Annotated in this window: 23 protein-coding genes; 10 read left to right on the top strand and 13 right to left on the bottom strand. The window is 72.5% G+C overall.

Features of this window, described 5'->3' with window-relative positions; translation table 11 throughout:
• Nucleotides 1-3 precede the first annotated feature (3 nt).
• The gene (locus tag H4696_RS15165; protein WP_086862184.1) at nt 4-1,287 is read right to left on the bottom strand and encodes a cellulose binding domain-containing protein; all 1,284 of its coding nucleotides are present in this window, start codon (nt 1,285-1,287) and stop codon (nt 4-6) included.
• Between the two features lie 104 nt (nt 1,288-1,391).
• Nucleotides 1,392-1,934 (bottom strand): TetR/AcrR family transcriptional regulator, encoded by a 543-nt coding sequence (locus H4696_RS15160; protein ID WP_086862183.1) that lies wholly within the window; start codon nt 1,932-1,934, stop codon nt 1,392-1,394.
• A gap of 64 nt (nt 1,935-1,998) precedes the next feature.
• Here H4696_RS15160 and H4696_RS15155 point away from each other — a divergent pair, with 64 nt between their 5' ends.
• Nucleotides 1,999-2,940 carry an SDR family NAD(P)-dependent oxidoreductase gene (locus H4696_RS15155; protein WP_086862182.1) on the top strand — a complete coding sequence of 314 codons (942 nt, stop codon included), beginning with the start codon at nt 1,999-2,001 and terminating at the stop codon, nt 2,938-2,940.
• 1 nt (nt 2,941) lies between these two features.
• On the opposite strand, the gene H4696_RS15150 is transcribed toward H4696_RS15155, so the two are convergent.
• Nucleotides 2,942-3,148 (bottom strand): tautomerase family protein, encoded by a 207-nt coding sequence (locus tag H4696_RS15150; protein ID WP_086862181.1) that lies wholly within the window; start codon nt 3,146-3,148, stop codon nt 2,942-2,944.
• Between the two features lie 107 nt (nt 3,149-3,255).
• Here H4696_RS15150 and H4696_RS15145 point away from each other — a divergent pair, with 107 nt between their 5' ends.
• Nucleotides 3,256-4,116 (top strand): helix-turn-helix transcriptional regulator, encoded by an 861-nt coding sequence (locus tag H4696_RS15145; protein ID WP_086862180.1) that lies wholly within the window; start codon nt 3,256-3,258, stop codon nt 4,114-4,116.
• A gap of 3 nt (nt 4,117-4,119) precedes the next feature.
• On the opposite strand, the gene H4696_RS15140 is transcribed toward H4696_RS15145, so the two are convergent.
• Complete coding sequence (locus tag H4696_RS15140; RefSeq protein WP_086862179.1) at nt 4,120-4,875, bottom strand: MBL fold metallo-hydrolase; 756 nt, start codon at nt 4,873-4,875, stop codon at nt 4,120-4,122.
• A gap of 11 nt (nt 4,876-4,886) precedes the next feature.
• Nucleotides 4,887-5,675 carry an alpha/beta fold hydrolase gene (locus tag H4696_RS15135; RefSeq protein ID WP_192782324.1) on the bottom strand — a complete coding sequence of 263 codons (789 nt, stop codon included), beginning with the start codon at nt 5,673-5,675 and terminating at the stop codon, nt 4,887-4,889.
• A gap of 107 nt (nt 5,676-5,782) precedes the next feature.
• Here H4696_RS15135 and H4696_RS15130 point away from each other — a divergent pair, with 107 nt between their 5' ends.
• The gene (locus tag H4696_RS15130; protein WP_086857182.1) at nt 5,783-6,175 is read left to right on the top strand and encodes a MarR family winged helix-turn-helix transcriptional regulator; all 393 of its coding nucleotides are present in this window, start codon (nt 5,783-5,785) and stop codon (nt 6,173-6,175) included.
• A 113-nt stretch (nt 6,176-6,288) separates the two neighbouring features.
• On the opposite strand, the gene H4696_RS15125 is transcribed toward H4696_RS15130, so the two are convergent.
• Nucleotides 6,289-7,239: an alpha/beta hydrolase family protein gene (locus tag H4696_RS15125; RefSeq protein ID WP_086857180.1), complete on the bottom strand. Its 951-nt coding sequence runs from the start codon at nt 7,237-7,239 to the stop codon at nt 6,289-6,291.
• Nucleotides 7,240-7,340: 101 nt separating this feature from the next.
• Between H4696_RS15125 and H4696_RS15120 the strand changes: the two genes are divergently transcribed.
• The gene (locus H4696_RS15120; RefSeq protein ID WP_086857179.1) at nt 7,341-8,186 is read left to right on the top strand and encodes a helix-turn-helix transcriptional regulator; all 846 of its coding nucleotides are present in this window, start codon (nt 7,341-7,343) and stop codon (nt 8,184-8,186) included.
• A gap of 33 nt (nt 8,187-8,219) precedes the next feature.
• Here the strand turns inward: H4696_RS15120 and trpA are convergent, their stop codons facing one another.
• The 4 genes from trpA to H4696_RS15100 form a co-directional block, all read right to left on the bottom strand.
• A complete protein-coding gene (gene trpA, locus H4696_RS15115) occupies nt 8,220-9,008 on the bottom strand; it encodes a tryptophan synthase subunit alpha (protein ID WP_211299623.1) in 789 nt (262 codons plus the stop codon).
• A gap of 2 nt (nt 9,009-9,010) precedes the next feature.
• On the bottom strand, nt 9,011-10,237 hold the full coding sequence (gene trpB, locus H4696_RS15110) for a tryptophan synthase subunit beta (protein WP_086857177.1): 1,227 nt from the start codon (nt 10,235-10,237) through the stop codon (nt 9,011-9,013).
• Between the two features lie 80 nt (nt 10,238-10,317).
• On the bottom strand, nt 10,318-10,494 hold the full coding sequence (trpM, locus tag H4696_RS15105; protein WP_192782323.1) for a tryptophan biosynthesis modulator TrpM: 177 nt from the start codon (nt 10,492-10,494) through the stop codon (nt 10,318-10,320).
• A gap of 51 nt (nt 10,495-10,545) precedes the next feature.
• Nucleotides 10,546-11,451 carry an AraC family transcriptional regulator gene (locus tag H4696_RS15100; RefSeq protein ID WP_086857176.1) on the bottom strand — a complete coding sequence of 302 codons (906 nt, stop codon included), beginning with the start codon at nt 11,449-11,451 and terminating at the stop codon, nt 10,546-10,548.
• An 89-nt stretch (nt 11,452-11,540) separates the two neighbouring features.
• Between H4696_RS15100 and H4696_RS15095 the strand changes: the two genes are divergently transcribed.
• The 3 genes from H4696_RS15095 to H4696_RS15085 are packed head-to-tail and all read left to right on the top strand — an operon-like array spanning nt 11,541 to nt 14,110.
• Entirely contained in the window at nt 11,541-12,632 is a 1,092-nt protein-coding gene (locus H4696_RS15095; RefSeq protein WP_086857175.1) for an acyl-CoA dehydrogenase family protein, read from the top strand.
• A 10-nt stretch (nt 12,633-12,642) separates the two neighbouring features.
• A complete protein-coding gene (locus tag H4696_RS15090) occupies nt 12,643-13,506 on the top strand; it encodes an oxidoreductase (RefSeq protein ID WP_086857174.1) in 864 nt (287 codons plus the stop codon).
• The gene (locus tag H4696_RS15085) at nt 13,499-14,110 is read left to right on the top strand and encodes a TetR/AcrR family transcriptional regulator (RefSeq protein WP_086857173.1); all 612 of its coding nucleotides are present in this window, start codon (nt 13,499-13,501) and stop codon (nt 14,108-14,110) included. Before H4696_RS15090 ends, H4696_RS15085 begins: the two co-directional genes overlap by 8 nt.
• Before the next feature lie 7 nt (nt 14,111-14,117).
• Here H4696_RS15085 and H4696_RS15080 read toward each other — a convergent pair whose 3' ends face one another.
• Both H4696_RS15080 and H4696_RS15075 read right to left on the bottom strand, forming a co-directional pair.
• On the bottom strand, nt 14,118-14,924 hold the full coding sequence (locus H4696_RS15080) for an MBL fold metallo-hydrolase (RefSeq protein WP_211299622.1): 807 nt from the start codon (nt 14,922-14,924) through the stop codon (nt 14,118-14,120).
• Nucleotides 14,925-15,099: 175 nt separating this feature from the next.
• A complete protein-coding gene (locus tag H4696_RS15075) occupies nt 15,100-15,897 on the bottom strand; it encodes an SDR family NAD(P)-dependent oxidoreductase (protein ID WP_086857172.1) in 798 nt (265 codons plus the stop codon).
• A 140-nt stretch (nt 15,898-16,037) separates the two neighbouring features.
• On the opposite strand from H4696_RS15075, the gene H4696_RS15070 reads away from it, so the two are divergent.
• A complete protein-coding gene (locus H4696_RS15070) occupies nt 16,038-16,643 on the top strand; it encodes a TetR/AcrR family transcriptional regulator (protein WP_086857171.1) in 606 nt (201 codons plus the stop codon).
• A gap of 4 nt (nt 16,644-16,647) precedes the next feature.
• Here the strand turns inward: H4696_RS15070 and H4696_RS15065 are convergent, their stop codons facing one another.
• On the bottom strand, nt 16,648-17,184 hold the full coding sequence (locus H4696_RS15065; protein ID WP_086857170.1) for a TetR/AcrR family transcriptional regulator: 537 nt from the start codon (nt 17,182-17,184) through the stop codon (nt 16,648-16,650).
• A 73-nt stretch (nt 17,185-17,257) separates the two neighbouring features.
• Here H4696_RS15065 and H4696_RS15060 point away from each other — a divergent pair, with 73 nt between their 5' ends.
• Nucleotides 17,258-18,310: an aldo/keto reductase gene (locus tag H4696_RS15060; protein WP_086857169.1), complete on the top strand. Its 1,053-nt coding sequence runs from the start codon at nt 17,258-17,260 to the stop codon at nt 18,308-18,310.
• Between the two features lie 94 nt (nt 18,311-18,404).
• Nucleotides 18,405-19,118, top strand: coding sequence for a helix-turn-helix domain-containing protein (locus H4696_RS15055; RefSeq protein WP_086857168.1), 714 nt, complete (start codon nt 18,405-18,407; stop codon nt 19,116-19,118).
• Nucleotides 19,119-19,161 lie beyond the last annotated feature (43 nt).

Genomic DNA, 19,161 nt, shown 5'->3' with positions numbered 1-19,161 from the left:
GGCTCAGCTCGCGGTGCAGGCCAGCCCGGCCAGCGGCTCGGCCGCGCCGGTCGCGACGGCACCCCACGTCGTCGTCGCGCCGGCCGCCAGTGTCCCGTTGTAGGTCTGGTTCGCCGCCCGCACCTGGCGGCCCGTCTGGGTGGGCACGGCGTTCCACGAATTGGTCACCTGCTGGCTGCCCGCGAACGAGAACTCCGTGGTCCAGCCGGTCAAGGCGGCCGAGCCGGTGTTCTTCACCGTGAACTCCAGCTGGTGCCCGCCGTTCCACGACGACGTGACCGCCGAGGTCACCGCGCACGACGCCCCGGCCGGGCTGGTCGTCGTGGTGGGCGTGGTCGTCGTGGTCGTGCCGGTCCCGGTCGTGTAGCCGATCGGGGTGTAGGCGGCCGCGCACCCCGAAAGGCACTGGTCCGGCAACGTGAAGCGGTAGACGCGGCCGTCGTTGACGAGCGCGTCGTCCGCGTCGCGGACCCGGATCGCGTACGCGGTGCCCGCCGTGGCGGTCGGGCCGATGATGAACGCCTCCCCGAGGTCGCTGTCCGGTTGCGCCTGCTGCCAGCTGCCGTCCGCGCCGAGGAACTCCACGCCGTGGACGCCGTTGGGCAGGTGCGACACGGCGATGGCCGTCCAGTACCGTTGCGCGCCTTGGAGAAAGCCGAGCTTGAGGTCGCCGGTGTAGCCCGGGGCGGGCACGTACGACCAGGAGACCTGCCGGTTGTTCCAGTGCGCGGGGTTCATGTCCCCGACCGGGACACCGTCCTTCACGAACCGGTTGAGCGACGCGGTCGAGAGGTCGAGGTGGCCGGGATCGTCGCGGCACCAGGCGTTCGCGTCGCCGCAGCTGTCCGCCACGACCATGGTCAGCCGGGCGCCGGCGTACCCGTCGGTCACCCAGGAACCGTTGCGGCAGAACGGTTGTCCCGGTGCGCCGTCGTTGACGCCGGTGCAGTAGTCGCCGATGGTGACCTGCACGAACCGCCCGCAGTTGCGGCCGTTGTCCCACAGGCCGATCTTGGCGGCCTGGGACGGCGGGATCGGCCGCGGGTAGAAGCTGTAGTCGCCGGGCGTGTTGTAGACGTTGAGGGCGACGAAGTCCGGCGAATCGAGCACGTCCTGCGGCAGGCCGCAGCCGCCGTAGGGCGCACCCAGTGCGTCGAAGTGGGTCGCGTTGCCGGTGATCGGCGTCGCCGGCGCGGCGCCCGACGGCCACGGCCACAGCACGGAAACACCTACGACGAGCATGGCGATCGCGGCGAGCACGCCCGGCCGGCGGGAGGCGGATCCCATGGACACTCCTTCCGCCTTCGGTGCCGCGGCAGGCGGAAAACGTCCCCGGCGGCGTTCTCTGGAAGCGCTCCCAGAGTCCCCGCGCGCCCGCCCTTTGTCAATCGTCACGCCGGTGCCGGCACGAGGAGCCCGATCGCGGTGGCCATCCGGGCGAGGTAGGCCTCCCGGGTGCCGACCTGGTGCTTGAGCCCGACCGACGCGCTGATCAAGGTCTGGGCCACCGCCGGATCGCCCACCGCGGTGACGACGAGTTCTTCGAACCGCTCGGGCGCGGTGCGGGTGATGGGCCCGAGCAGGTCCGGGTTCTGCTCGATGACCGCCGGGACGTCGCGGCTCATCGGCCCGACGTAGCGGCCGGCCCACCCGTCGAACGCGCCGAGCAGCCGCTCCGGCAACGGTTTTCCGGCGTCGGCGAGAATCTCCTCGGCCGCGGCGAGGTCCTGCTCGAGCGCCCGGGTGACCGCGGCTCGGAACAAGTCCTCTTTGGACGCGAACAGGAAGTACAGGCCCGGCCGGGAAATCCGGGCCGCGTGCGCGACCTCGGCCATCGAGGTCTTGCGGTAGCCGTGCCGGGCGAACGTCAGCAGCGCCGACTCGAGCACCGCGTCGCGGCGGCCTGGCTCGGCGGCGTCTTCGGTAACGGCCATGGCGCCGATGCTACGGCGACTGAACCAACTATACAACTTCTGTTCAAACTGTATAGTCGGCGGCATGACCGCCCGAGAGCTGATCTCCACCCCGTTCACCGCCGCCAGTACCGCGGACGAAGTGCTGGCGGGTATCGACCTCGACGGCGTCCGCGCGATCGTCACCGGTGCGTCGTCCGGGATCGGCGCGGAAACCGCCCGCGCGCTGGCCTCCGCGGGGGCCGAGGTGACACTCGCCGTCCGGAACCCGGCCGCGGTGCCCGCGGGACCCCGGTCGCGGGTCGCCCGGCTCGACCTCGCCGACCTGGCGTCCGTCCACCGGTTCACGCGCGAGTGGACCGGGCCCCTGCACCTCCTGGTGAACAACGCGGGCATCGTCACCGGCGGCCCGGCCCACACCGCCGAAGGCTGGGAACTGCAGTTCGCGACCAACCACCTCGGCCACTTCGCGCTGGCCGCCGGCCTGCACACGGCCCTCGCCCGCGGCGCGGCCGACCGCGGCGAGGCGCGGATCGTCTCGGTCAGCTCGACGGCGCACATGCGCGCCGGCGTCGACTTCGCCGACCTGCACTTCGCCCGCCGCGCGTACGACCCCCAAATCGCTTACGCGCAGTCGAAAACGGCCAACTCGCTGTTCGCGGTGGAAGCGACCCGCCGGTGGGCGGCGGACGGGATCTTCGCGAACGCCGTCAACCCGGGCGGGGTGGCGACGGGGCTGCAGCGCAACTTCACGCCGGCGCAACGGAAATCCCTCGCCGAGGCCGAAGCCGCGGGCGTCTTCACCTACAAGACCGTCGGGCAGGGCGCGGCGACGAGCGTCGTCGCGGCCGTCGCACCGCAGTTCGCGCGCACCGGCGGCCACTACCTCGATGACTGTCAGGAGGCCTATCCGGTGCCGGACGACGCCGAACTCGCCGAGCACCCGCACGGGGTGAAGGCGTGGGCCCTCGACCCGGCCGCGGCGGAGCGGCTCTGGCGGGTGTCGGCGGAGCTGACGGGTGCTTGAGTCAGCTGCGGCCCAGCACCTCCTCGTTGAGGATCGTGCCGCCGAGGCTCCAGCCGTTCTCGGTGACCTCCTCGACGATCACCAGCGTGGTCGGGCGGGCGCGTTCCCCGTAGACGTCGGCGAACGCGTCCGTGACGGAGTCCTGGAGCTTCTTCTTGGACTCCGGCGTCAGCGTTCCGGCCGGCACCTTGAGGTTGGCGAAGGGCATGGGTGGTTCCTCTCTCCGATGTGCCCTCCACGATCGGCCCGCGCGCGGCCCGGAGCCAGGGGACGTCATCCCCTGTGTCCCGGGCACCGCACGGGCAGACTGGAGCCATGAGTCCCGCGAGGTACAGCGAGCTGGGGGCGTTCCTGCGCTCCCGGCGCGAGCGGATCCGCCCCGGCGACGTCGGGTTCGTCGCCGGCCCCCGGCGGCGGGTCCCGGGGTTGCGCCGCGACGAGGTCGCGCAGCTCGCTGGCGCGTCCGTCGACTACTACAACGAGCTCGAGCGGGGCGCCGGCTCGCAGCCGTCGGAGCAGATGCTCGCCGCGCTCGCCCGCGCGCTGAGGCTGACCCGCGACGAGCGCGACTACCTCTTCCACCTCGCCGCCCGCCCGGTGCCCGCCGAAACCGGCCCCGCCGCGCACGTCCACCCCGGGATGCTCGACCTGCTCGGCCGCCTGCCCTCGACGCCCGCCCAGGTCATCACCGACCTGCACGTCACACTGGTGCAGAACCCCCTCGCCGTCGCGCTGCTGGGCGACCAGTCGGGCTTCCGCGGCAAGCGCGCGAGCTTCGCCTACCGGTGGTTCACCGATCCCGCGGCGCGGAGCCTCTACCCGGAGGCGGACCACGACGCCCAGTCGCGCGCGTTCACGGCCGACCTGCGAGCGGCCGCCGCGGCCCGCGGTCCCCGCGACACCGAAGCCGCGTCGATGATCCAGGAGCTGCTGACGACCTCGCCCGAGTTCGCCGGACTGTGGTCCGAGCACGCCGTCGCCTTCCGACGTGACGACCGCAAGCGCATCGTCCACCCGGGACTGGGCACGGTCGAGGTCAACTGCCTCACGCTGTTCAGTGAGGACGGCCGTCAGCGCCTGCTGTGGTTCACCCCGGCGCTGGGCACCGACAGCGCCGACGCCCTCGACATGCTGGCGGTGCTGGGCTCCCAGAACCTGACCGGCGACTTGACGTGACGTCTACGGGACGGTCACCCGGACTCCGGGCAGGACGATGCGCACGTCGAGGTCGGGGGCGAGGCGGGCGACGGCGTCGGCGTAGTGGCGCGGGTCCTGGTCGCCCTTGGTGATCATCCGGTCGCCGAGCCAGCCGCTGTGGAACGCGTAGTGGTGGGGGATGGCGAGCTTCGGCCGCAGCACGGCGGTCAGCTCCGCGGCTTCTTCGGCGTCCATCACCACTTGGGCCAGGTTCGCCGGTCGGATGCAGAGGCCGTTGGTGGGCAGGATCGTGAGGTCGATCGGCCCGAGCCGGTCGGGGATCCGGTCGAGTTCGGGTACCCGCAGCGAATCGCCGCCGAAGAACACGGTGCGGCCGCCTGCCTGGAGCACGAACGTCACCTCGTGGACGCCGTGCTCGCCCGGCGTGGCGGTGACCGTGAGGTCCCCGATCCGGGTGGACTCCCACGCTTCGATGGTGTGCAGCCGGGTGAAGCCCTTTTCCTTCGCGATGGTGGTGACGGTGCCCGGCCCGACGAGCGGGGTGTCCGGGTCGAGCCCGCCCGCCAGCAGGGCGTCGAGGTCGCAGTGGTCGTAGTGCTCGTGGCTGATCACCACGGCGTCCAGGTGGTCCAAAGTGGACAGCGGCGCCGCGAGCCGCTCGCCTTGGTAGTAGACGGCGCTCTGGGTGAACCACGGGTCGGTGAGGACGCGCAGGTCGCCGAGCTCGATCAGCTGGCACGCGTGGGCGATCCGGGTGACCGCCAGGGTGGTGTCCATGCCCGCCCCCGTCAGTTGGTGCCGAGGTCGAGGAGGGCGCCGAGGAGTTCCTCGGGCGTCTCGACCTGGGGCAGGTGGCCGGAGCGGGGGAGCAGGGTGAACTGCGACGTCGGGATCGCCGCGGCGTACGCCTTGCCGTACTCCGGGCTGACGATCCCGTCGCTTTCGCCCCACACGACGTGCACGGGGAAGTGCCCCAGGGTGGCGAGCCGGTCCAGCAGGGTCGGGTCGGACATGGCCGGGCCGGTGTAGGAGATCAGGGCCAGGACGTCCGGGCTCGGTCCGGTCCCGCCCGCCGCCGGGGGCGCGGGTGCCTTGCGCGGGTCGTGGAAGGACAGCTTCTGCAGGTCGGCGGGTGCGAGGCCGGCGACGCTGGTCACCGGGTGCCCCTCGACCTCGATCCCGATGCCGTCGACGATCACCGCGCCGCTGACCCGCGGGCTGCCGAGCAGCGCGATCTCCGCGGCCAGCCAGCCGCCGAAGGAGTTGCCGATCACGGTGACGTCGCTGAGGCCCAGCTCGTCGAGCATGCCGACGTAGGCCGCGGCGAGGGCGCGGGTGGAGTCCACGCCCGGCACCCGCGGGGTGCCCGCGAAGCCGGGGTGGGTCGGGGTCAGCACGCGGGAGTGCGTGCGCTGGGCGAGCAGGTCCGCGAACCCGGTCATCGTCGCCGGGCCCCCGCCGCCGTGCAGCAGGAGGAAGGGGCGGGTGTGATCGCGGTCCTCGACGGTGACCGTGCCGAACGGGGCCTGCACGATGCGGGTGGGCCGGAGGCTGCCTGCGGGAACTGGAGTAGTCATGTAAACAAGCTTATATAAACATCCTTAGTTTGCCAAGTGTGAGGAGAACGCCGGTGGTGGGATACGCTGCGTCAGTGTCGCCGTCGCTTAAAGAAGTCGGGCTCGCGGTGAAGCGCCTGCAATGGCGGCACCACCGCGAGGGCAACCGCCGGTTGTCCGCGCACGCGGGGCTTTCCCTGGTGCAGTGGGACGTCCTGCGGCACCTGAACGAGCAGCCGGACGCCACGCTGCACACGCTGGCGGAGCTGACTTTCCAGACCGACCAGTCGATGGGCACCCTCGCCAAGCGGATGATCGACCGGGGGCTGCTGAAGCGCGCGGACGGCCCCGGCCGGGCCACGCGGCACGAGCTGACCGAGGACGGCCGGCGCGCCTACGAGGCCGGGTCGGTCATCCTCGAGGAGGTCTTGGCGGAGTCGATCGGCACGCTGACCGAAGCCGAGCGAGGTGTCTTGCACGGGCTCCTGATCAAGGCCGCCCAGGCCGGACCACGCCGCTGACCTCAGGGCCCCGCTCGGATGTCTTGAATGAGTCATTCAGGACCTCCGGCGCCCTGAATGACTCATTCAAGACCTTTGGCGCGCGACGCTGAGGTCCACTGTGGACAACCGCGTCACGGGTGCTTGGTCTGGACCCGCCCGAGCGAAGGGTCGGTACCGATCGCCTCGATCGCCCGCTGCCACGCCGGATCTCCCTCGTGCAGCGCGGACCACAGGTACGCCCACGTCATCCGCTGGGTGACCGCCAGCCGCTCGGGGTCCTCATCGTCCGTTTCGGCGAGGCTGTAGCCCATGATGCCGCCCAGGTAGTGCTTCGCGCCCGGCAGGACCAGCAGCGCGTCCGCGCCGGGGCTGAGGTGGTACGGCTCGGCGTGCCAGGCGGCGCCCCGCGTGGTGGCGGCGGGGTTCCCGTCCTCGTCGCCGTGGACGACCAAGGTCCGCGTGGTCAGGTGCGAGAAGTCGGCGTCCAGCTCGGGGTACCGCGCGCGCATGGTTTCGGTCATGCCCTCGGCGCTGCCGGTCGGGGTGAGCAGTACCCCGGCCTTGATGCGCGGGTCACGCAGGTCGACGCCGGTCCGTGCGCCGAGCAGCGCGCTGACGGTGTTGCCGCCCGCGGAGTGCCCGACGGCGGCGACGCGCGCCGGGTCGAGGCGGCCGGCGAGGACCGGGGCCTGGGCCTCGATGGCGGCCAGGTGGTCGAGGATCAGCACGAAGTCGTCGATCCGCGAGCGCCAGAACAGCGGGTGGCCCGGTGCCGTTTCGTCGAGGCCGAGCCCGCCGTTGGGCGAGCTGAGGTGGGTCGGCTGGAGCACGGCGAACCCGTGGCTCGCGTAGAAGTCGGTGAGCGGCGCGTAGCCGTCTTTCGACTTCAGGTACTGCGAGCTGCCGCCGCCGTGGGACAGGAGCACGATCGGCAGCGCGTCACCCCGCAGGGGCGCCGTGACCCGCAGCTCCAGCGGGAGGCCGCGGCCGGGCGCGGGCAGGGTGACCGGGTTGACCGCGACGGCCGGGACCGCGTCGGGAACCGGGATGCGCCGGGCCAGCCGGACGTAATTGTTTTCCATGGGCCCAGCCTGTGGCCGGAAACCGGGGCCGGGCAGGGCCGGTCCATCCAGGACCGACCTGGTCCTGGACGCGGCCGCGGCCCCGCGCGCATGCTGGAGCCGTGATCGACCGGACCGGGCTCGCCGAATTCCTGCGCCGGCGGCGGGAAGGGCTCTCGCCGTCGGAAGTCGGCCTGCCGGCCACCCGACGCCGCCGGACGCCTGGCTTGCGGCGCGAGGAGGTCGCGGTGCTGGCGGGGTTGTCGAGCGACTTCTACGCCCGGCTGGAACAGGCCCGCGGCTCCAATCCCTCGGAGCAGGTGGTGGCCGCCCTCGCCCGCGCGCTGCGGTGTACCCCCGACGAGAAGGACCACCTGTTCCGGCTCGCCGGTGTGCCCACGCCGCCGCGCCAGGTCGGACGGCGGCTCGACCCCGGCCTGCGTCAGCTCGTCGCGCACCTCGACGACCTGCCGACGTGCGTCTACAACGAGGTCGGCGACGTGCTCCACACCAACGCGCTCGACGACGCCGTGGCGTGCCGGACCGAGCAGCGCCCGGACGGGGAAAACAACGTCTACCGGCTCTGGTTCACCCGCGAGGAGTCCCGTGCGCACGTTCCGGAGGCCGATCGGGCGCGCCTGTCGGCCGCGCACGTCAGCGACCTTCGCGCCACGTACTCCCGCCGCGGCGAGGACGACGAGATCACGCGGCTGGTCGACGACCTCACCGCGCGGAGCGAGGAGTTCCGCACGCTGTGGGAGCGGCACGACGTCGCCGTCCGGCACGCCGACCTCAAGGACGTCCAGCACCCCGCAGTGGGAGTGATCCGGTTGCGGTGCCGGCTGCTCCAGCTGCCCGAAGCGGGGTTGCGGATCCGGATCCTCCTGCCGCTGGAGGGCACGGACGCCGCGGAGAAGCTCGAGCTGCTCCGCGTGATCGGCACCCAGCAGTTCCTCGAGGCCGAGTGACCGGGCCCGCCGCGGCGAGCCCGGCCACCCGGGTCAGGCGCGCACGCCCGCCGCGAGCCGTGCGGTGAGCCGTTCGAGCGCGGCCGTGCCCTCGTGCGCGCCGAGGAGCGTCTCGACCAGGGCCGACCCGACGATCACGCCGTCGGCGAACGCGGCCACTTCGGCGGCCTGGCGCGCGTCCGCGACACCCATGCCGACGCAGACCGGCAGGTCGGTGACCGCGCGGAGCCGGTGCGCCAGCACGGCGGCGGCCTCGTCCACCGACTCGCGCGTCCCGGTGACGCCCATCAGCGCCGACGCGTAGACGAACCCGGTGCCGGCCGCGGCCGTCTCCGCCAGCTGCGAGTCCGTGCTGCTCGGCGCGACCACGAACACCGTCGCCAGGTCGTGCGCCGCCGCGTGCCGCCGCCACTCCGCCGACTCGGCCACCGGCAGATCCGGCAGCACGCAGCCCGAACCACCGGCGGCGGCCAGCTCGCGCGCGAACCGCTCGACGCCGTAGCGGGCCACCGGGTTCCAGTAGGACATCACCAGCACCGGCTTGCCCGTGGCGGCGTGGACTTCGCGGACCGTGCGCAGGACGTCCGCGATCCGGAGCCCGCCGCGCAGCGCGATGTCGTCGGCGGTCTGGATGACCGGGCCGTCCAGCACCGGATCGCTGTGCGGCAGGCCGACTTCGACGATGTCGGCCCCGGCGTCGAGGGTCGCCCGGATGGCGGCGATCCCCGCGTCGACGGTGGGGAACCCGGCGGGCAGGTAGGCGATGAGGGCGGCCCGCCCGGCCGCCTTCGTCCGGGCGAGGGTCTCGGTGAGCGACCGCAGGCTCATCGCGCGCCCTCCAGTCCGAAGTGGACGGCGGCCGTGTCGAGGTCCTTGTCGCCGCGCCCGGAAAGGTTCACCAGGAGGACGGCGTCCGGGCCGAGTTCGGCGCCGACCCGGAGCGCGCCTGCCAGTGCATGCGCGCTCTCGATCGCCGGGACGATGCCCTCGGTCGCGGCGAGCAGCCGGAACGCGTGCATCGCCTCGTCGTCGGTGACCGGGCGGTACTCGGCGCGGCCGGAGTCGTGCAGGTGCGCGTGTTCGGGGCCGACGCCGGGGTAGTCGAGCCCGGCCGAAATCGACCAGGCTTCGAGGATCTGGCCTTCGTCGTCCTGCAGGACGTAGGAGCGGGAGCCGTGCAGGAACCCCGGATCGCCCGCCGACAGCGACGCCGCGTGCTCCCCGCTGTCCACGCCGTGCCCGGCGGCTTCGCAGCCGATCAGCCGGACGCCGGGGTCGTCGAGGAAGGTGTGGAACAGGCCGATCGCGTTGGATCCGCCGCCCACACAAGCGATCGCGGCGTCGGGCAGCCGTCCGGTCCGCTCGAGGAGCTGGCGGCGGGCTTCGACGCCGATGACGCGCTGGAAGTCGCGGATCATGGCCGGGAACGGGTGCGGCCCGGCGACCGTCCCGAACAGGTAGTGCGTGTCCTCGACGCGGGCGACCCAGTCGCGGAAGGTCTCGTTGATGGCGTCCTTGAGGGTGCGCGACCCGGAGGTCACCGGGACGACTTCGGCGCCCAGCAGCTCCATCCGCGCCACGTTGACCGCTTGGCGCCGGATGTCCGTCTCTCCCATGTAGACGGTGCAGGCGAGGCCGGTCAGCGCGCACGCGGTGGCGGTCGCGACGCCGTGCGAGCCCGCGCCGGTCTCGGCGATGACGCGGGTTTTGCCCATGCGCTGCGCCAGCAGGGCCTGGCCGAGCGCGTTGTTCACCTTGTGCGAGCCGGTGTGGTTGAGGTCTTCGCGCTTGAGGAAGACCCGCGCGCCACCGGCGTGCGCGGCGAAGCGCGGGACCTCGGTGAGCGCGCTGGGACGGCCGACGTAGTGGGCGAGCAGATCCTCGAACCGGGCGACGAAGGCGGGATCGTCTTTCGCCCGCTCGTATTCGGCGGCGACCTGGTCGATGGCGGCGACGAGCGCTTGGGGGACGTACTGCCCGCCGAAGGCGCCGAAGTAGCCCGCGGAGTCGGGAAGGGTTCCCGGCGCGGCCGGGAAGAAGAATTCTGGCATGGCGATGTGCTCCTGACCCGGGGGAGTCCCGGGTGGTTCGTGGCTGGTCGGGGATCACCGGAGCGCACGAACACGCGGGCTCACCAGGTCAGCCGGTGATCCCTCGCGACGTGCGGCGCACGGTGCCATCGCATCCCGTCGACCTGGCCCGCTTCGGAGCCGATCGCGTACCGCACCCGGCGTCCGCGCACGCGCCGCGCGGGCGCCTGGCAGCCACGCGGCCGGCGGCCACGGGCGAAACGGACGGTGAGGGGCACGGTGCGAGCCTACCTCGTGCTCGCCGAGCACGTCGCTCAGCTCCTGAACGATCAGTGAGCGTCGGCGGCGGTGAGGGTCGGCCGGGCACTGCGGAACCGCCCCGGTGACACGCCGTACTCGCGGCGGAAGGCCGCCGAGAACGCGAACTCGGTCGAGTAGCCCACCTTCGGGGCGATGCTCGCCAGCGCGGCGTCGGTTTCCCGGAGCAGCTGCGCGGCGCGGGCCAGCCGCCAGCCGGTCAGGTAGGTCATCGGCGGCCGGCCCACCGCGGTGGTGAACAGCCGGGAGAAGGCCGTGCGGGGCAGGCCCGCGACCTCGCTCAGCCGGCCCACCGTCCACGGCCGGTGCGGGTTTTCGTGGATCTCGCGCAGCGCGGCCGCGATCCCCGGGTGGGCGACCTCCGGCCACCCGGCCGCGCCGTCGCGCTCGTGCCACTGGCGCAGGACCTGGACGAGGATCAGGTCCAGCAGCGCCCGCCGCGTCGCGCCGGAGCCGGGCCCGGCCACGGAGACGTCGGCGACGAGGAGGTCGATCAGGGACCGCAGCTCCGGGTGGCGGTCGTGGTCCGGCGACAGCGTGATGAGGTCGGGCAGCGCGCGCAGGTACTGGGGCGCCTGGCCGTGGTCGAGCCGGTAGGCCCCGCACAGGAATTCGAACGACGCCGGCCCCGCGCCCGGCAGGTCCGCGCCCAGCTCGAAGAGCGGGATGTCCGCCAGTGCGCGAGGTTCCTCGCTGAGCCCGTGCTCGGCGCCGGACGAGGTGAGCACGATGTCGCCCGGCCGCAGGGCGACGGGCTCGTCGTGGCCGATCAGCCAGCAGGTGCCGCGCGTGATGATGTGGAACCCGCTGCCGTCGAACGCGGCGAACCGCAGGCCCGCCGGAGAGGTCTGCCTGATCAGGCGAGCGCCGGCGCTCCCGACCCGCACGGTGCGGATCACCTCGCTGATCAGGTCCATGCCGGCGATGCTACCGGCGCACAGCCGCGTATGAACCGGTGCCGCTCGCGCATGGCACGCCGCGCGCGGCCGGTGCTTGAGTCGGTGGAGTGATCGAATACGCGAACGCCGGGACCGTTGACGTCCTGCGCACCCACGCCGGAAAAACCGAGCAGAACGACCGGCCGGCCGGTGAAGGCTTGGCCGCACTGCGCGAGGACGGCGTCTTCGCCTGGCGGACCCCGCGGGAGCACGGCGGGGAATGGGCGGACGCGGAGACCGTCGCGCGCCGGCTGACCGGTCTCGGCCGGGCCTGCCCGTCCACCGCGTGGATCGCCGGGACCTGCGTGACATCGAAGAACCTCGCCGCCCGCACCTTCCCCGGCGCCGCGACGCCGGACTTCTTCGCCGATCCGGACACGCTCTTCTGCGGTTCGGGGGTGCCCGGCGCGCGGGGCGAGCGGGTGCCGGACGGGGTGCGCGTAACCGGCCGCTGGCCGAACGTCTCGGGCTGCGAAGACGCGGTCTGGGCCACGCTCGCGGTCATGGTCGACGGCGAGTTCTCCTTCGCGCTGGTGCCGACGGCCGACCTCGTCGTCGAGCGGACGTGGGACATGGCGGGCATGCGCGGCACCGGCAGCCACACCCTGGTCGCCGACGGCGTCCTCGTGCCGTCCGGCCGGATCGCGGCGGCGTCGCCCTTCCCCCTGGGAGACGCGATGCTGTACGCCACCACGGTGCTCGGCCCGGTCGTGGGCGCCGCCCAAGGGGCGCTCGACGCCGTCACCGCGATGTTCGCCTCGGACCGCAAGCCGTTCATGACCGCGTACTCGCGCATGGGCGAGTCGGCGGGGGCCCGCCAGTGGCTGGCGGAGGCCACCTACCTCGTGGAGCGTGCCGAGAAGACGATGCTCGAGGTCGCCCGTGAGGCGAGTTCCGCCGAGTTGTCCCCTGTGGACGGTCCGCGGCTGCGCATGGCCCTCGCCGACGCCGGGCGGGACTGCCGGGCCGCCGTCGAGCGGATGCTCGACCTGCACGGTTCGAGCGGTTTCGCGACGTCGAACGTGCTGCAGCGGTTCTGGCGGGACGTCGCCGTCGGCAGCAGGCACCCGCACCTCAACCCCTACCTCGCGGTGGAAAACCTGGGCACGGCACTGAACGAGAGAGTCGACACAGTGTCGAATTTTCTCGACCAGGCGTAGAGTCGAGGGCATGACGAAGCGAACCTTCCTGATCACCGGCGCGAGCAGCGGCCTCGGCCGCGCCTTCGCCGAAGGCGCGCTGGCGGCCGGGCACACCGTCGTCGGCACCGTGCGCAAGCCCGGAGACCTGGCGAAGTTCGAGGCGCTCGCGCCCGGCCGCGCCCACGCCCGGCAGCTCGACGTGACCGACGACGAGGCGGTGTTCGCCGTGGTCGGCGAGGTCGAGCGCACGGTCGGCCCGATCGACGTGCTGATCGCCAACGCCGGCTACGGGCACGAAGGCGTGTTCGAGGAGTCCCCGATGACCGAACTGCGCAGGCAGTTCGACGTCAACGTCTTCGGCGTGGCGGCCACCGTCCACGCGGTCCTGCCGGGCATGCGGAAGCGGCGCTCGGGGCACATCGTCGCCGTCAGCTCGATGGGCGGGCTGATGACCGTGCCCGGGCTGGCGTACTACTGCGGCAGCAAGTACGCGGTGGAGGGCATGCTGGAGACCCTGTCCAAGGAGGTCGCGGGGTTCGGGGTGCGCGTGACCATCCTCGAGCCCGGCTCGTTCCGCACGGACTGGGCGGGCCGTTCGATGGTCCGCAGCGAGCGGTCGATCGCGGACTACGACGAGCTGTTCGAGCCGGTCCGCGCGGCCCGGCAGGCCGCCAGCGGAAACCAGCTCGGCAACCCCGCCAAGGCCGCCGAAGCCGTGCTGGCCGTGGTCGAGGCGGAGAAGCCGCCGGTGCACCTCGTGCTCGGGTCGGACGCGCTGCGGCTTGTCGCGAGCGGCCGGGCCGCGGTGGCCGCGGACATCGAGGCGTGGGAAGAGCTGTCGCGGTCCACGGACTTCCCGGACGGGCACCAGATCGCGGCGAACGATGCCTGAACTCCGGCGCCGGCGCGCCGCACCGTCCAAAGGGGACATCCGCGAGGCGAAGCTCCTCGAAGTCCTCGAGGACCTGCTGGCGGTCAAGAGCTTCGACGCGCTCACGGCCGGCGACATCGCCGAGCGCGCCGGGCTCTCCCGCGCGTCGATGTACTTCTACTTCAGCTCCAAGCAGGAGGCCCTGGTCGCGCTCTTCGCCAGGATGATCGAGGCACTGCGCGAAAAGTCCCGCGCGGCGGCCGACGACCCGGCGGCACCGCGCGACGCGATCGCGACGGCCATGCGCCGCACCCGCGACCACTGGCGCGAGCACGGCCTGATCATGCGCGTCGCGATCGACCAGGCTTCGACCATCCCCGAGATCGGCGCGTTGTGGACGGAGACCGCGGACATCTTCATCGCCGCGATCGCGGCGATCCTGGTCCGGGCCGGCGTGCCGTCCCACGACGGGCCCGACGGTGCCCCGGCCCTCGCGGGCGCGGTGTGCTGGATGATCGAGCGGACGTTCTACCACGCGTCGGCGGTTTCGCTCGAAGCACTCGACCAGGCCGCCGAGACCTGCGAGGTGGTGTGGCTGCGGGCGGCGGGGATCGGGCCGTCCTGAGTGGTCGTCAGGTGTGCCAGCTCCGTCCCTGCCCGGTGAGCACCCGGCCGAAGGCCAGTTCCGGGAAGTGCGCGCCGACGCCGGTGGTGGCTTCGTCCTCCAGTTCGCGGAAGAGGCGGTCGCGGACCTGCCGCGCGAGGGCGGGATCGACGTCGGCCATCGACTGCCAGCTGGGCTCGTCGAGCTGGACCGGGCAGGTGATCGCGTCGCCGAGCAGCAGGGCCCGCCGACCCGCCGAGGAGGCGACGAGGCAGAGGTGCCCCGGCGTGTGCCCGGGCGTCAGCACCAGCGAGAGGCCGGGCGCGATCGTGGTGTCCCGGTCCACGAGCTGGACGCGGTCGCGCTCGCGGTCGGCAAGCAAGCCCCGGCGGATGTGGTCGGCCAGTTTCGCCTTCCCCACGACGAAGTGGTCCCAGTCGCCGGTGCCGAACCGGATCGTGGCCCGGGGGAACACCGGCTCGGCGTTCGTGTCGTAGAGCCAGCCGCAGTGGTCGACGTGCAGGTGGGTGCACACGACGTCGGTGACGTCGGCGGGGGAGACCCCGGCCGCGCGGAGACCGGCCGGCAACTGCCCGCCGACGAGGAGCCGGGGCGGCCCGCCGTCGTCCAGCACCGGACCCATGCCCGCGTCGACGAGCACGGTCCGGTCCCCGGTGCGGACGAGGAAGCAGCCGATGGGCAGCCACGCCATCCCGTCGCGCGGCTGGAACAGGTGCTCGTGCCCCTCGGGCCGGACGTGCTCGCCGAAGTAGGCGGGCGACGCCCGGAACGTGCCGTCGCTGAACGGGTGGATGGTGATGTCGCCGATCTGCATCGGTCTCCTTCCCGGGGCGGGCTCCCGCGGCTCCTCCGATGGTGCCCGAGCCAGGGCGCTCCGCCGCCGGTGACCCGCTCGCCCCACGTCTTGAATGAGTCATTCAGGTCTTCGGAGGTCCTGAATGACTCATTCAAGACGCTGGCGCACCGCTGCCGACTTCGGGCCAGGGCGTCTAAGCGACCTTGACGGAACCGGCGTCCACGGCCCAGTCCGCGCCGATCACGCTCGGCATGCTCGGCGAGGACAGCAGCAGGACGGCACGGGCGATCTCGTCCGGCTCGATCAGGCGGCCGGTCAGCATGCCCACGTCCTTCGGCAACCCCGCCAGCACGGCGGAGTGCTCGACGCCGATCGCGTCCGCCACTTGCGACAGGTAGCCGCCTTCGCCCGCGATCAGGTGAGTCCGCGTCGCGGACGGCGAGACGGTGTTGACCCGCACCCCTTCCGGACCCACGCGCTCGGCGAGCCCGCGCGAGAACGACCTCAGCGCCGCCTTGGACACCGCGTACGGCAGGGGAGTGCTGCCGGGAGCGCCGATGCGCCGCGCGCTGTCGGAGGTGATGTTCACGATGGCGCCCCGCGCTTCGAGCAACGCCGGCAGCGCGGCCCGGGTGACGCGCACGGCGGAGTGGAGGTTCAGCGCGAAGACGTCCAGCCAGATGTCGTCGCCGCCCTCGAAGACGGTGCCGAGGACCCCGTCCGGCAGGTCGCCGCCGCCGGCGTTGTTCACCAGCACGTCGAGCCGGGGGTCGGCCGCGAGGACCTGCTCGACCACGCGCCGGGGCCCATCGGGATCGGCCAGGTCGGCGGCCACGAACGTCGCGCCGGTCGCTTCGAGTTCGGGCGTGCTGCGCCGCGCCACGGCGGTCACGGACGCGCCTTCCGCGACGAAGGAACGCACGATGGCCAGGCCGATGCCCTTGCTGGCCCCGGTTACGAGGACGCGCTTCCCGGCGAGCTGAAGATCCATGTTCCCTGCCTCCTGTGGTGGACGGCTAAGTAGCCGTTGACCTCACAAACGAAACAGCAAAGTCTCACTTCTGTCAACAAATGAAAGTGCTAGTTCTCGACTATGCTGTTCGTTAGGCTGGGTGATCCCGAGGAGGTCAGATGAGCACGCCCGTCCCGTCCCGCCCGGTCCGAGCGGACGCCGAACGGAGCGTCGCGCGCATCCTGGAAGCCGCCCGGGTCGTCCTCGCCGAGGACCCGACCGCGTCCATGGAACGCATCGCGGACGAAGCGGGCGTGGGCCGCGCCACCGTCCACCGCCGGTTCGCGTCCCGGAAGACCCTGCTCGAGACCCTGTGCGCCCAGCTCGACGACCAGTACCTGCGCGCGCTCCAGGAGGCGAAGGTCGACACGGCGCCGCCGCTCGTCGCCCTGTACCGCGTCACCGAGCGCGTCATGGAGCTCAAGCTCGGCAACCGCTCCGTGCTGGACGCCGTGGTCTCCGCGCTGCCCGGCCGCGATTCCCACCTGAGCGCCGAGGTTCAGGAGCGCGCCGAGCTGCTGTTCGCCCGCCTGCACGCCGCCGGTGCGATCACGGCGGAGAACCCGTCCTGGTGCCTGCGCCTCTACCTGGCGATCTTCGACGCGGTGCACCACACCCCGGCCGGCGCCCCGGAGCTCGCCGGTGCCGACGACGTGACGGCCCGCACCAACCTGATGGTCACGACGGTCCTGCGGGCGCTCGGTGGTGCGCCGCCCGCCTTCTGAGCCGTCACGACCCGATGATCGCCACCAGGGCCGCGGTGAAGGGCGCCGGGTCGACGTCGCCGCGGACGGCGAGCTGCTGGTTGTAGCCCATGCAGAGGCTGACGCACGCTTCGGCGATCCGCTCCGCGTCCGCGGGCTCGCGGTCGGGCAGGAGCGCGGCGACCGCGGTGCGCAGGTCGTCGAGCTGCCGCCGGACGAGGGCGGCGAGGGGCGGGGACACGGCGGCCTCGGCGTAGATCTGGGCGACCAGGCGGGCGTGGTCGTCCTCGCGGGCGGCGGTGCGGATGTGCTCGAGGAACTCGTGCACGGACGCGGCGGTCAGCTCGGCGGGGAGCGAGTGCCCGACCTGCTCGCAGATGGCGGTGACGATCTCGTCCTTGCCCTTGAAGTACCGGTAGATCGCGCCGACGGACAGGCCCGAAGCCTCGACGAGGTCGGTCATCGACGTCCGGGCGAAGCCGTGCGTGGCGAAGCGGGCGCGGGCCGCGTCGAGGATCTGCTGACGGCGCGCATCGAGGTGCGCTTGGGTGACTCTCGGCATAAAAGAACGACCATTCGTTTTTTGTGGTAGCGTCCGAAGCCTACCCCCGAGGTTCGTGCCACGAGGAGATCCCTTGCGCTATCAGACATTCGGACGGCAGAGCGGCTTGCGGGTCTCGGAGTACGTACTCGGCACGGCCGGCTTCGGCTCGGCGCCGTCCGCCACGGGCGTGGCGGGCGCCAAGGCGATCTTCGACGCGTTCACCGCCGCCGGCGGCACCACGTTCGACGTCTCGAACATCTACCAGAACGGCGAAGCCGAGACCGTGCTCGGCGACCTCCTCGGCCGCGAACGCGACGCCTTCGTGGTGATCACCAAGTACAGCGGGACCCGGCAGGCGGACGTCCGGCCGGGCACCACCGGCAACAGCCGCAAAACCATGATCCGTTCCCTGGAGGAGAGCCTGCGGCGGTTGAAGACCGACTACGTCGACGTCTTCATGCCGCACTTCCCCGACGGCGTCACCCCGATGCCGGAGATCCTGGCCGGGTTCGAGGACCTGATCCGCGCGGGCAAGATCCGGCACGGCGGCCTGTCGAACTTCCCGGCCTGGCGGGTCGCGGGCGCCGCGGTCCGCTCGGAGCCGGGCGGGCGGGCACTGCTGGCCGGCCTCCAGACCGAGTACAGCCTGGCCGAACGCGCCGCGGAGCGGGAGCTGATCCCGATGGCCGAAGCCCACGGCTTGGGCGTCGTCCTGTACTCCCCGCTGGCGGGCGGCCTGCTGACCGGCAAGTACCGCAACGGCGAGCAAGGCCGGCTCAGCGCCCGGGCCGGGACGACGGACATCGAAGGTGGCGGGCACCGCACCGCAGTGCTCGACGCGGTCCTCTCCGTCGCCGAGAAGACCGGGACGGGGCCGGTCCAGGTCGCCCTGGCGTGGCTGCGTGAGCGTGCTCTTCGGGCCAAGACCTCGATGATCCCCATCGTGGGACCCCGTACCCCGGCTCACTTGCAGGGCTATCTCGACGCGCTGGACGTCGAACTCGCCGACGAGCACTACCGGCTGCTGGACGAGGTCAGCGCCGTCCGGCTGGGCCCGCCCCACGAAGACACGGCGGCCGCGCTGGCCGGCGGCTACGACGGGGACCGGAGCCTCCTGGACGCTCCACTCGTTCCCGTGCAGTGACTTTCACCCGCGCGGTTTCCGCCTCGTAACGTCCTCGTGGCGTCGTGCGACTGTCACCCCGGCGGGGCCATCCGGCCCAATACGGGAGGCGCGGATGCTCACGGACGGGTCTGACCTGCGCTTGACCGAAGCCGACGCCGAAGCCGACGCCGTGTCCGAAGGGGACGCCGGGCGGGCGCGGGGCCGGAGTGTGCTCGCCGGGGCTTTCGCCCTGCTGGAAGTGCTCGCCGACGCCGAAGCGGAGCTCGGTCTCACCGAGGCCGCGCGGCGGGCCGGGCTGCCCAAGTCGACCTCGCACCGGCTGCTCGAGCAGCTGTGCGGGATGGGCGCGGTGGAGCACCGGATCCACGGCTACGGCGTCGGGCCGATGTTCGGCCGGCTGTGCGAAGGCCGCGGCCGCACCCACGCCTGGATCCGCGCCGTTGTCGGGCGGCCCGCGGTGCGGCTGGCCAAGCTGTCGCGGTCCGACGTCGTCGTCGGGGTGTCGTCCGGCTCCGAGGTGCTCGTCGTCGCGACCTTCGCCGGGCACTCGGCCCGGCTGCCGGTGATCCGGCCCGGCACGGTTCTGGCGTCGCCGACGCCGCTCGTCGAAGTCCTGCACAACGGCGCCGATGCCGCGGAGGGATCCGCCCAAACGGCGGGGCTGAGCTGTGCCGCGGCCCCGATCCACGCACCCGACGGCCGGGTCGTCGCCGCGCTCGGGGTGCTGAACTCGTGCCCCGGTGAGCTGGCGCGGCTGCGGCGCCTGGTCGTGCTCGCCGCGGCCGAAGCCGCGCGCGAGCTGACCGGTTTCCCGCGGGTCCACTGAGCGGAACCGGGCCTTCCCGAGGTTCTGTCCTCTTTGTCACTCT

This window comes from Amycolatopsis lexingtonensis (assembly GCF_014873755.1).
In the GTDB taxonomy this organism is placed as follows: domain Bacteria; phylum Actinomycetota; class Actinomycetes; order Mycobacteriales; family Pseudonocardiaceae; genus Amycolatopsis; species Amycolatopsis lexingtonensis.
The sequence above is the reverse complement of the archived record's forward strand: the minus strand, read 5'-3'. Positions and strand labels throughout refer to the sequence as shown.

Excerpts from the sequence above, each read along its gene's own strand:
- H4696_RS15125 (WP_086857180.1), bottom strand. The coding sequence starts at position 7,239 with ATGGAAAACAATTACGTCCGGCTGGCCCGGCGCATCCCGGTTCCCGAC.
- H4696_RS15145 (WP_086862180.1), top strand. The coding sequence starts at position 3,256 with ATGAGTCCCGCGAGGTACAGCGAGCTGGGGGCGTTCCTGCGCTCCCGG.
- H4696_RS15140 (WP_086862179.1), bottom strand. The coding sequence starts at position 4,875 with ATGGACACCACCCTGGCGGTCACCCGGATCGCCCACGCGTGCCAGCTG.
- H4696_RS15055 (WP_086857168.1), top strand. The coding sequence starts at position 18,405 with ATGCTCACGGACGGGTCTGACCTGCGCTTGACCGAAGCCGACGCCGAA.
- H4696_RS15135 (WP_192782324.1), bottom strand. The coding sequence starts at position 5,675 with ATGACTACTCCAGTTCCCGCAGGCAGCCTCCGGCCCACCCGCATCGTG.
- H4696_RS15075 (WP_086857172.1), bottom strand. The coding sequence starts at position 15,897 with ATGGATCTTCAGCTCGCCGGGAAGCGCGTCCTCGTAACCGGGGCCAGC.
- H4696_RS15085 (WP_086857173.1), top strand. The coding sequence starts at position 13,499 with ATGCCTGAACTCCGGCGCCGGCGCGCCGCACCGTCCAAAGGGGACATC.
- H4696_RS15090 (WP_086857174.1), top strand. The coding sequence starts at position 12,643 with ATGACGAAGCGAACCTTCCTGATCACCGGCGCGAGCAGCGGCCTCGGC.
- H4696_RS15165 (WP_086862184.1), bottom strand. The coding sequence starts at position 1,287 with ATGGGATCCGCCTCCCGCCGGCCGGGCGTGCTCGCCGCGATCGCCATG.
- H4696_RS15150 (WP_086862181.1), bottom strand. The coding sequence starts at position 3,148 with ATGCCCTTCGCCAACCTCAAGGTGCCGGCCGGAACGCTGACGCCGGAG.
- trpB (WP_086857177.1), bottom strand. The coding sequence starts at position 10,237 with ATGCCAGAATTCTTCTTCCCGGCCGCGCCGGGAACCCTTCCCGACTCC.
- H4696_RS15070 (WP_086857171.1), top strand. The coding sequence starts at position 16,038 with ATGAGCACGCCCGTCCCGTCCCGCCCGGTCCGAGCGGACGCCGAACGG.
- H4696_RS15160 (WP_086862183.1), bottom strand. The coding sequence starts at position 1,934 with ATGGCCGTTACCGAAGACGCCGCCGAGCCAGGCCGCCGCGACGCGGTG.
- H4696_RS15080 (WP_211299622.1), bottom strand. The coding sequence starts at position 14,924 with ATGCAGATCGGCGACATCACCATCCACCCGTTCAGCGACGGCACGTTC.
- H4696_RS15065 (WP_086857170.1), bottom strand. The coding sequence starts at position 17,184 with ATGCCGAGAGTCACCCAAGCGCACCTCGATGCGCGCCGTCAGCAGATC.
- H4696_RS15155 (WP_086862182.1), top strand. The coding sequence starts at position 1,999 with ATGACCGCCCGAGAGCTGATCTCCACCCCGTTCACCGCCGCCAGTACC.
- H4696_RS15100 (WP_086857176.1), bottom strand. The coding sequence starts at position 11,451 with ATGGACCTGATCAGCGAGGTGATCCGCACCGTGCGGGTCGGGAGCGCC.